This is a genomic window from Methylobacterium sp. WL103, assembly GCF_008039885.1.
GTDB lineage: Bacteria > Pseudomonadota > Alphaproteobacteria > Rhizobiales > Beijerinckiaceae > Methylobacterium > Methylobacterium cerastii.
On sequence record NZ_VRUX01000103.1, the window covers coordinates 1 to 10,513 of the forward strand.

11 protein-coding genes are annotated in these 10,513 nt (G+C 51.0%); 7 read left to right on the forward strand and 4 right to left on the reverse strand.

The features are described 5' to 3' along the window. The 5 genes from FV222_RS30650 to FV222_RS09160 all read left to right on the forward strand — a co-directional run. Nucleotides 1–211, forward strand: a 211-nt coding sequence (locus FV222_RS30650) for a hypothetical protein (protein WP_210248472.1), incomplete at its 5' end; no start/stop codon positions are given. Between the two features lie 113 nt (nt 212–324). Beyond that, on the forward strand, nt 325–552 hold the full coding sequence (locus tag FV222_RS09145) for a hypothetical protein (protein WP_147813937.1): 228 nt from the start codon (nt 325–327) through the stop codon (nt 550–552). A 232-nt stretch (nt 553–784) separates the two neighbouring features. Beyond that, entirely contained in the window at nt 785–1,330 is a 546-nt protein-coding gene (locus tag FV222_RS09150) for a L,D-transpeptidase (protein ID WP_147813939.1), read from the forward strand. 194 nt (nt 1,331–1,524) lie between these two features. Further along, on the forward strand, nt 1,525–1,827 hold the full coding sequence (locus FV222_RS09155) for a hypothetical protein (RefSeq protein ID WP_210248473.1): 303 nt from the start codon (nt 1,525–1,527) through the stop codon (nt 1,825–1,827). 230 nt (nt 1,828–2,057) lie between these two features. Beyond that, complete coding sequence (locus FV222_RS09160) at nt 2,058–2,462, forward strand: hypothetical protein (protein ID WP_147813943.1); 405 nt, start codon at nt 2,058–2,060, stop codon at nt 2,460–2,462. Between the two features lie 841 nt (nt 2,463–3,303). On the opposite strand, the gene FV222_RS09165 is transcribed toward FV222_RS09160, so the two are convergent. Continuing rightward, nucleotides 3,304–5,241, reverse strand: coding sequence for a hypothetical protein (locus FV222_RS09165; protein ID WP_147813945.1), 1,938 nt, complete (start codon nt 5,239–5,241; stop codon nt 3,304–3,306). 142 nt (nt 5,242–5,383) lie between these two features. On the opposite strand from FV222_RS09165, the gene FV222_RS09170 reads away from it, so the two are divergent. Then, on the forward strand, nt 5,384–5,749 hold the full coding sequence (locus FV222_RS09170) for a hypothetical protein (protein ID WP_147813947.1): 366 nt from the start codon (nt 5,384–5,386) through the stop codon (nt 5,747–5,749). Nucleotides 5,750–6,381: 632 nt separating this feature from the next. Here the strand turns inward: FV222_RS09170 and FV222_RS09175 are convergent. The 3 genes from FV222_RS09175 to FV222_RS09185 form a co-directional block, all read right to left on the reverse strand. After that, nucleotides 6,382–7,239: a site-specific integrase gene (locus tag FV222_RS09175; RefSeq protein WP_187277276.1), complete on the reverse strand. Its 858-nt coding sequence runs from the start codon at nt 7,237–7,239 to the stop codon at nt 6,382–6,384. Nucleotides 7,240–7,687: 448 nt separating this feature from the next. Continuing rightward, complete coding sequence (locus FV222_RS09180) at nt 7,688–9,007, reverse strand: RNA-directed DNA polymerase (protein WP_147813951.1); 1,320 nt, start codon at nt 9,005–9,007, stop codon at nt 7,688–7,690. Beyond that, nucleotides 9,008–9,379, reverse strand: coding sequence for a hypothetical protein (locus tag FV222_RS09185; protein ID WP_147813953.1), 372 nt, complete (start codon nt 9,377–9,379; stop codon nt 9,008–9,010). A 154-nt stretch (nt 9,380–9,533) separates the two neighbouring features. Here FV222_RS09185 and FV222_RS09190 point away from each other — a divergent pair, with 154 nt between their 5' ends. Then, entirely contained in the window at nt 9,534–10,424 is an 891-nt protein-coding gene (locus FV222_RS09190) for a metal-dependent phosphohydrolase (protein WP_147813955.1), read from the forward strand. Nucleotides 10,425–10,513 lie beyond the last annotated feature (89 nt).

A 10,513-nucleotide genomic window follows, 5' to 3' on the forward strand; every position in this document is an offset into this window, starting at 1 on the left:
TCGGGCTAGAAAAGCATCTCGTCACCGCAAAACATCCAGATCGGCGCACGGTCATCCCCTCGGTCAGCCGGCCTTCAGGAAGACGACGCGACCGAAATACAACGCCGAGCCTCCACCGAGCGCTTACGAAGCTAAAGCCCTCGTGAATGGACACGCTGTCGAGTTATGGGACGGCCTGCGCTTCATAGATCATTTTCCGACGCTCGATTGAAATTTTAGAGCATTGCTAGACGACGCTTTGCGTCTAAGAAATGCGTGCCCTGTCTTAGATAAAATACAGTAGAATTGAGTATACAGCCGGATCGATGGGGTGCATGAAGTTGGATGTCAGAAAAGCCTCGCGAACTTAAAATCACCAGCGAGAACCTAGAGCGTATCGCACGTGCGCTGGATCAAAATGTGTCAGTTTTCTATGTTACCGAATACCAAACAACCCGCGAAGGCGAAATGCTGGCACTGGTGACAGACTTCGACCGCATCACAGACAGTCAGGTCAGGGCCAAGTGCATCGCCTTCGTCAAGGCTGAGGCGGTACGGGAGGAGTACAACTGACAAAAACGCCGGGCCTTCGTTTGCTCACAAGCAACTGACCGGTAGGTGGACTGCTCTTGTGAACTGCCTTGAAGCGGACGTCCTCAGCTTCCGCAATGGGTCGTGAGCGGACGGTACCAAACGTTGGGTTCCGATCCCTAGGCCCGGCTAATGATGCGTGACACCGTTGGATAAGGGGGCGTGAAACGGTGTAGCTTCGGCTCACAGCACCGTTCCACCAAGGCGTCCTACAATGCGTACCAGCTACCTTGCTGCCCTTCTTGGTGTGTGTCTCGCGACCGCCACGGCCGGTTCACCCAAGGCAGAAGTCTTCATCACCGTGGACAAGGCCGTCCAGAGGATGATCGTCACGGTAGATGGCCAGCCGCGGTATGATTGGCCGGTCTCGACGGGCGCGGACGGATACGACACGCCCGGGGGATCATACCGACCACAGCGCATGGAACGGACGCACTTCTCTCGCGAGTTCGATGATGCCCCGATGCCGTTCGCGATCTTCTTCACAGGCCAAGGGCACGCTATCCACGGCACGAACCACCTTCGTCAGTTAGGTAGCGCGGTCTCGCATGGCTGTGTTCGTCTGTCGGTTCGGAACGCAGCGGTCCTTTTCGCACTGGTGAAAGCCGAGGGCACTGGAAACACCCACGTTCAAATTGAGGGTGACGATCTGAGCATGGCCACTGGGAACAGCGGCTATCGACAGACTGCCCGAACACGTCGCGGTTACGAGGCAGATTCGATCATGTCAGCAGGTGATCAGATGGGCCGCGGCCTGTAGCTTTCGCCGACCGGTCTTTCAAACCTGACATAATCAAATCCATGGGAGAAACTCATCATAACAGCACAGTAACAGCTTTGTGATGTTAAATATTGATTTTTAAAGGATCTATAGCGCTACCGCTTTACATAAATGCCTAAATAGATGTGTATGACATCAAGTTCATACGTTAACACATCAGTATAGTTATATCAATGAAAAACAAAGAAGAACTATCGAACGACATCCACGTAATGAACTCAGCTATGGCCTTGTTAGACCATCACTTCACTTTTATTTGTCCAGACGACGAAGGGGCCGCATACGGCAAGACTCGACAGGATTATTTGCAGAAGGGAATCGTGCGTTACGAAGAAACTTCTGGCGAACAAGGCTCTGTTGTACAGTCCCTTCTGAACCTGTTCTCTGCCGTCTACAGCAAGCGATCTGACAAAGAGTATGGGGTAGTTTTAACCGACATTCGAGATGAACTATCCAGGATCGCCTATAATGTCTGATCAAAGCGACAATTTGGACTTTAGGCTCTACACGCTTTGGGTCCATGACGATACTATGCGCAAGATAAAGCACTATGCAGTAGATGACAATGTGAGTGTTGCAACCATTCTTCGCACGCTGATGGAAGATTATGTGGCAAACCGCAAGGTTGCTACGTAGGCACAAGACCGGGTCATTCCCTTAACGACTCGGTCTTGTCGTTTGGTTCGGCAGGGATCAGATCGGGTGGATGACGCCCTTCCCCATGTTCCTTGCCTCCCTGGTCACCGTGGCCATTTTTGGTGCTGCAAGCCCGGCCAACGCCGATGAAGGTGATCGAAGCTTCCTTCTGTGTGAGGGAACATCACAGAGGGACCAGGGGCAAACGCTGGCCTTTCCGGTCACGCTTGATGTAGCGGCAGGAAAAGTGCTGGCCATGGTATCCGGTAACGGGGCAACGACCACCACCTTCACCGATGCAGAGATCACGGCCAAGCAGGTAGCCGGAACAGGGGTAGAGAACGCCCTGCAAATCGATAGGGGAACCGGAGCGTTCACCCTCACGATCACCCATAGCGTCAAGGACGGGGAAGCCCCTGCCGAAACGGACGATGCCTTTCAAGGAATCTGCAAGGCGACAGGCAGGGCGTTTTAACTGCCGGACGTTACTAGAGGGGATCAGTTAGCTGGGCTTATGCGGCCTCGGCTTCGTGAAACGTCCGCCCCTGTACAAATCCAGGATGATGACCCGCTGACCTATCCGAATTGATCTTGACGACGTCATCAGGCACCATCTTTTCCATCGCACTTAATACAGTTCGAATGCTGTGCGCGAGACAGGGTTCATTTTCCTCTGCATACGTAAGACAGCGACTCAGAAGTTGACTGACTCTGTTTTGGGTTCGACTGCATTTGAACCTGCCGTCAATGAACCAATCGTGCATGGATGCTGACTCTACATCCATCCCATACATGTGGTAGCTAAGGGCGTCCGTGTTGAGATGCCCTCCATTCCGCGTGTTGGTCAAATTCGTAGTGGCATTCAAACAGCATAGTCTGAGCATCCGCCTACAGGTTCTAAAGCAGTATGAGATGTAGCTCGGCAGTTGTCTCTGTTCCATGAAATTCCTCTACCTCAACGATCTATTGATAGAGGTATAATAACATATACTACAATTAAAGTCAAGTTTTGTTACTGCGTTTTTTACTCGTCCCAGGCCGGACCAAGTCGTGCTTTTGGAAAGTTACCATAGCACATCAATATTACAACGACGATGTTACGATAAGCCATAACATCGTCAGAGTTACTGATGATAAAAGGAACTGTCGATGTCTCCCTATCAACACTATACCGTGTTGCAGGCCCTCGCATAGAACCTTTTATTTGTGCTTACATGCGTTTCAGTCTGCCCGTCTTCGATCCTGCATGTTTCAACCACCTGCCTCACTACCCTAATCGTAGAGTGCAGGTATGCGATGGCCATGCCGGATCAGATTCACCACGCTTGCTTCATGTATTCCTCCATTTCCTTCCTTCTCTTGGCTGGCGATTTAGAACCGGACACAGCCTGACTCATCACTGTATGCCAATGCACCCCTCGAATACCATTGTGCAACAGCCGACGATGCAACTTATAGAACATGACGTGTCCACTGCGAGCGGGTGCCGACTTGAACTTAGTCAGAGCATCCTCTGCAATGTGGGCTTGAAGTGGCGTTAGTTCGTCATCTGCCGCCCCATCAGGTAGTATGATCAGAGCGGGCGGTAGCGAACCTTCGAACGGCACCACAGAATTCTCTAACCAGTCATTGATATCCAACGGTAATCTACCGTCACCGTCAAAGACAGTCAGAAATCCAGCACCACCGTCACCCGGCTTACACGGCAGGTAGAACTTGTTACTGGCGTCCCATTTGTGTTCGATGCCATGGACCTTCTTGTTCGGAGTGGACGGATCTAGTTTTCCAACAAACTCACCAGTTGACTCTACCTTATGAACGATTTGCTGAACAATATTTCTATAGTGTTGGTTTGACATGATGCCGGATGCTAGGATGCAGACCCGATAACGCAGACAAGCCCTGGTGTGACTGTAGGTGCTGTATGCAACGAATAGTAGGTCCGGAAACATCTTTGCAAATTCATGGGGTTTCAGATCAGTATCGTCTAGATCCAACCATATGCCACTTGCAAACCAGACGTTGACTGCACCGGTGACCTTATCACTACCTGAAACAGTCTTGAAGCAAGCAGGACTGATCGCAGCATTGTCTTCCTTGTTCGCGTATCGCAACTTGAAACGACGGCGAAGCTCTGCGATGAATGGCCCCTTATCACTTACGTAGAGGCTTTTCTCTGGATCCTTTTGTTTGAAGTCTTTGATGATAGTTCCTCTGAATAGTGAGACGCTATTACCTAAAGACTCTAAGGTAAACCCGTCTCGCTCCATTTGAGAAAGATCTCTAAGACCACTGTTAGTGGCCAGTTCGATTTCTTTGACAAAGCCAACACGTTCTTCCTTTAACTTCTTACGGTTCGCACGCTGCTTCTCTGCGGACGATACATAAACTGCTTTTGGTCCCTGTCGCTTAGAGATCGGCTGTTCAAGTCCTAGAGACTCACAGGACGAACCAGGGAACAGCCCAATCAGATATTCCGCTGTAGCGCGATCCGGAACGACGATAATTTTACTTGTGTTGCTATCGATATTTCGAAGAGATGACCGCATCACCCCTTGGTAGATCTCATAACCCATGATGGATCGCTTGGTTGACTCTGGGTCAATACCAAACATAACATCCAGGAATGTCTGGGCAGGGCGTTGCAGGTTGTAAGCCGCTAGAACGAACACGTTATCAATATCCTGAAAATGATTCTGTCCATGTGACTTGCCCGGAAGCGACTCGAAGTTTGGCATCCGTGTCAGTAGCTTCGTTTTCTTGCAGACCTTGTTTCTAAGTAGTAGGCACTTCTTGTCTGCCATCAGGCTGATACCAGCATGAACCAAACGGTCTGTCAGATCGTGATCTTTCGAGTTTTTCAGTGCCTTGGACCAGTTCGCTTCATAACCGTAATAGAACTTGGCAAGACTGCCATTCGGATGCGCGTTGAATCGAAGACGCTCTTTCAGTTCAGTTTCTTCCACGAACTTGACACCGATGCGACTCCACAGTTTGTAGAAGAGGGTTTCCTTGAATTCTGCGGCCATGATCAAACAACTGGCAAATTTGTTCAGCATGGTCGGTCGCCTTACGGCAAACACCAGTAGTTTCTTTGTTTCTTTGTCAACGGTCAATAGGGCGCTGTAGTTGCTGTCGAGAACATACACTTGATGGTCTTTTGACAAAACCAATCTAGCCAATGGTTGAAACACCTTGTCGACATCGTCGTGGCTGCTGTTGTCTGCAAGTGCGCGTAGCTTCGTTCCATCCACCACATCTAAGTTTGAATACCCTAGACTTGGTCCAATACAAGATGGGGCTACACAGTCGGTAAAGATCCGGTGGTTGTTTGGAAGTGTTGGATCGTCCAGCGGAAAAGACAGAGATGACTTCGTCCATAATAAAATGATAGTCTTGCGCCCGATTGATGTGTTTCAGAATTTCGAAACACGGGGCGGTAATGATCACGGCATGCGATCTGTCGATTGGGTTGTTGAAGTGACTGTAGACAGCGTCAGTTACGGCCCCATCAACAACGTCACCATGAAACTTCACGACAGCAATAGATGGATCGACGTTCATTATTTCCTGTGCAACGTCATCGACCATCATGTTGGTTGGCATGACTATGAGGTAATTTTTACCAGTCAGAACATTTTTGGCTACATGTCTGGCCATATGATAGGTCTTGCCTGCCCCCGCGGGAGCATCAAGGTAGTGAATAACAAACACGGTTTTCCTTTTATCGTAACGCGAGATCGCCTTCCGTTGCGGGAGTGATCGTATGTTCAAGGTTTTTTGGGCAGGCTTATCCATGCACCAATCGACGAACTATAACACCCAGTATCCGGAAAATCAACATATTTATAAAAGTCTTACTGTAGTCAACAGCGTGAGTAGATAACTTGTGATGTCTTTGATGTCGAGTAAGGCTGTCTGTCTTTAGGCTGATGGTTTTGCAGCAAACAACTAGCTCTGCGCATGACTCTCAGACGACCAACGTTCGATGCAGGCTCAACTATCTTCGAAACGGTGCCTTATTTGTAACTACCCTAGATCCATCTTTCGCCAGTCACTGACGCGGATTAAAGCAACTCGTTACAGTGGGTTAGGGCGAGAACTGTTGGGTATGACACCGGCTGTTTCAGGTAACCAGAGAAAGCCAAAAAATTTTGGGTAGATGTAAACGGTGCAGTCCTGACACTCCCGGGCGTCTATTGTCGTTTAGATCAGTGTCGAATTGTAAATTTACCGGAAAACCGGATACCTGATGACCACCACCGATGCTTGATCACCGGCGATTGCCACCAATTTTAGGGTAAAAAGAGACCGCACTTCATAGGCACTGACAGAGGGTCATACCGGTCCAGTGAGTCGCTGATTTTTATAGTAACAACCCTCGAGGAATCCGGTCACAGGCGCTCTTGCGTTTCTTCATTACCCCGACTCGCGCAGATGTCTGCAAGCTTTTTTGCCACATTCTCTGGCCTGATGTGAGTATAGCGTGCCAACATCTTGTAGTCCCGGTGGCCGCTGATCAGGGCAACCTCGGGGATGCTTAAGCCTAACTCGAAGAACCGGCTGACGGCCTCGTGGCGGAGGTCGTGGTAGCGGAAGTCGGGGAGGGGGGCTCGCTTCATCACCCACCGCCACGCCGTCTTAACCGCGTCCTCTGTCGTTGGGAAAACCCGTAGCTCCCCTGTGATTGACGGTGCCATCCACTCCCGGAGCACCACCAGGGCCCGCCCGGTCAACGGTATAGTCCGCGCATGGCCGTTCTTCGTGGTTGGGATGAGCAGGGTGCGCTTGGTCCAGTTGATATCCTGCCACCGCAACCGGAGGACCTCCCCGCGTCGCATGGCAGTCTCCAAGCCAAGTTCAACCATTGGCAGGACGTTCATGTTCCGGGACCGCCTGCACCCCTCCCGCAAGACCTCCCACTCCCCGGGCTCCAGGCGACGTGAACGGCCATTGAGCACCTTGGGCTTCACCACGAGAGCGAAGGCGTTCTCGGACAGCGGCACATCCCAGACCTTCCGGGCAACCTCGAAGGCGTGCCGGTAGAGGGCCAGCTCCCGGTTGATGCTCGCTGGCTTCACCGTGCGGAGCCGGAGGTCACGGTGGGCCGCCACCTTGGCAACCGTGAGGGCACTCAGAGGTACCTTCGCAATGGCATGTTTGAGCAGCACCTTTACCGCCATCGCCTCTCGGACGGCACCTTGCTTGGTAGGGGTGATCTCTTGCTGGTAGCGTGTGAGTATGTCGCCCACTGAGAGTTCGTCGAGGACTCGGACTCCAACCGGTAAGCCCCGCCGATCAGCTTCGGATTCAATTAGACGTGACCAAGCCAAAGCGTCGGCCCTCGTCAGAAATGATCGTGCAAGGGGAGGGGACCCTTTCACACGAACTTGGACCTGCCACCGCCCGTTTCGCTTCCTTATCGACGCCATGCCTACTCTCGCTGTGACCAGTTTGTGACCGGACCGAACAGCGGCACCTTTTCAACTTCATGTCAGGCGTTAGACAGATGCCTAACCAACTGACAAAACAGAACAAATCACCACCGAGGAAGACCTGATGCACACGGTCTTCCCGCACCCGACGCTGTCCGAGATGATGCATGAGAGCGTGCTGGATGCTTATGGGAAGGTGATCCATACTTAGAAACAGTTACCCTGCTGCGATAACATGGTTGCAGCGGGCTTGATTATGCTATTTTCAACCGCTGTGTTTTCCGAAATCAAATCCTCGCATTGCCAGCAGCATCAATTGAGTCTCTCGGATATTTTCAGCTCTCTGACTTAGCTTGCGCCTAACCACCCCAGATGACGGGAGCACATTTCTTTTGTCATCATAGAAAACTATATTTCTACTCAACATTGCATCAAAAAATGGCGTTCTAGATAACCGATTGGTGTCAGACAACCAACCATGCCGGATGCCCTCGTATCCCAGAAGCCAAGACGCGTCAGCCAGAGATTTTTCTTCCGTTATTAATTTACTCCATTCAACTTTAGGAAGTCTGCCGACCACCAGCCCTTTGCTTTCCATATCTAAAAGCAATAGACCAACGACACTAGATGGAGCCCCCTCCTGCATCTCTGCAAATTTTGATGCTTTTAGCTTCGTTTTCAAGCCTCGCAAAGTATAAATTTGCCATATAGCCTCATATGTCCTTTCATTGCTTAGATTTGAAATAGCTAAAGATGTGAATCGATCTGCTATTCTGCTGCATGACAGCCTTTTCGTTGTATGTTGAATATTTATAAGCAAGCGACCAATAACATTCATAGCCGATGGCGATATAAGTGCGGACTTAAGCAAAAAAGACTCTAGCGGCTCGACGTCGGCGGGGCTGATGCTCTGGGTCTCGATGATCGACAGCACATAACTCGTTACAGCTTCGGAGGGAAACTTTATTTGCATTCTAATACTTAAATATAAGAACTCTCGTAGCCTTGATCCTCGAACCGGCCCAGGTTTATGAGATAAAAATGCTCCGATTTCTGAAACCCATTGTTGTCCAAATTCTCCTATCACCCGCGTAACCGATGTTTTACTTCCATTTATATCAAGTGAATAGTTTCTGTAAACGCTTCCGATTGTTGATAATGCCCGTTCTGCACTTTCCAGCGTTTTAAGACCAATAAACCAATCATCCTGCAGTCGATCAATTGCATTATTTTCGATGTATGGCGCTTTTTCTGCAAAATCATTATCAATTCTTGCTGAAATTATTTCAGCAATTATTCTTGAACTTTCTGGACCGATTGGTATACCTACCGTTTGGTTTCGATTACATGCACGCAACAGGACGTCAATACGATCAGCAAGGGACCCTTCGTAAAGCGGTATGTTACTTTTTACTTTATCTTTTCCATAGGCAGCCCAAGGGATAGAATGCGTATATATTGAAGGATAAAATCGAGAAATATCTGTTTTTACCAGCCAATCAGAAACCGCTTCTATGTAATTTTTTTTCGCTCGATGGCTTTGAAAATTAATAGATCGGATTGATCTAGCGTGTTCATCAGAGATCTAAATTTTATCTATAGAATACTTTTGTCGCATCAACCATTTCTGAATTGATAGCCAGTTCTTTGATAAATCTAAACATAATAAATCTTGCGGAATAGGGTGAGTAATATTAATATTTCTTCTCTCAAATCCTCTCTTGGGCATAGATATAACTTCAGATTCCGTTGCGCCGACAATATAGCCATAGGCGTTTCTCTTATTTTTTTTGCTAATCTTTCTCGCTGGTTTCAGCGAAAATACTCTATTCGCCCTCCATTGATCTATGATTTCATTTGCATGAATTCCGAAATCTTTTGTTTCAAACGTAAATGGTAACTCCTTGGGGAAATACCCCTTAGAAAGAATGGCGCTAAGCTTTTCTTTGTAAGTCAATATTAACCCCCAATGCGCAACAACACCTGAGAAATATTATATGATCTAAGTATATCTACCTTCGGCTGACTGTCAAATTTTTATTACAATTTGAAATTTTGTATGTTGCTGCTACCTAGCGACTCCCTACAATGCTATCAATCGTAGGATAGATATGCTCGACGCGACAAAGCTTCTCGCCAACGCCCTCGGCGAGCACCTCGCCCTGATCTACCGGCGCACCTTCGGCAGCCGGGAGCCGGGCTATGTCGAGGTGATCGAGGAATCGGCGCGGCTGACCATCGAGCGGATCGCGCAGAGCGACGCGCTCTATCACGATGCCGACCACACCACCCTGGTGACGCTGGTGACCCAGGACATCCTGCGCGGCCGCTTCGTGGCGCAGGGGGTGTCGCCGCGGGACTGGCTGCACGCGATCCTGGCCGCGCTCTACCACGACATCGGCTACGTCCGCGGCGTCTGCGCCGGCGACACGCGCACCCGGTTCGTGATCGACCGGGCCGGCACCACCGTCGGGCTGCCGCGCGGGGCGTCCGATGCCGGGCTCACGGCGCACCACGTCGAGCGCTCGAAGATCGCGGTGTGGGAGCGCTTTGCTACCCACGAGTTCGTCGACGCCGGCCGCGTGGCACGCGCCATCGAGCTGACGCGCTTCCCCGTGCCCGACGACGGCGACCACGCCGAGACCGCCACGGAAGCCGGGCTGATGCGCGCGGCCGACCTCATCGGCCAGCTCGGCGATCCGCTCTATCCGCGCAAGCTCAACGCGCTGTTCCACGAGCTGCGCGAGGCGGGCCTGTGCGAATCGCTCGGCTACGTCGACCCGGCGGATCTGGCCGAGCGCTACCCGAGCTTCTTCTGGGGCAAGGTCGAGCCGGTGATCGGCGACGCCATCCGGGCGCTGGACCTCACCGTGGAGGGACGGCGCTGGGTCGCCAACCTCTACGCCCACGTCTTCGCGATCGAGCACGACCGCCGCCGCATGGGACCGCATCCCGGTTCGCCTGAATCCCCCACTTTGCCGCCCCTCTTGACCGAACCTTGACCGATCTGGTGTGTTCTTGTTCTGTTCTCACAGCGAGTCGCACCCCATGCCCGCCGCCGCCGCCCAACCCCGCCCGGCCGACCCGTCCC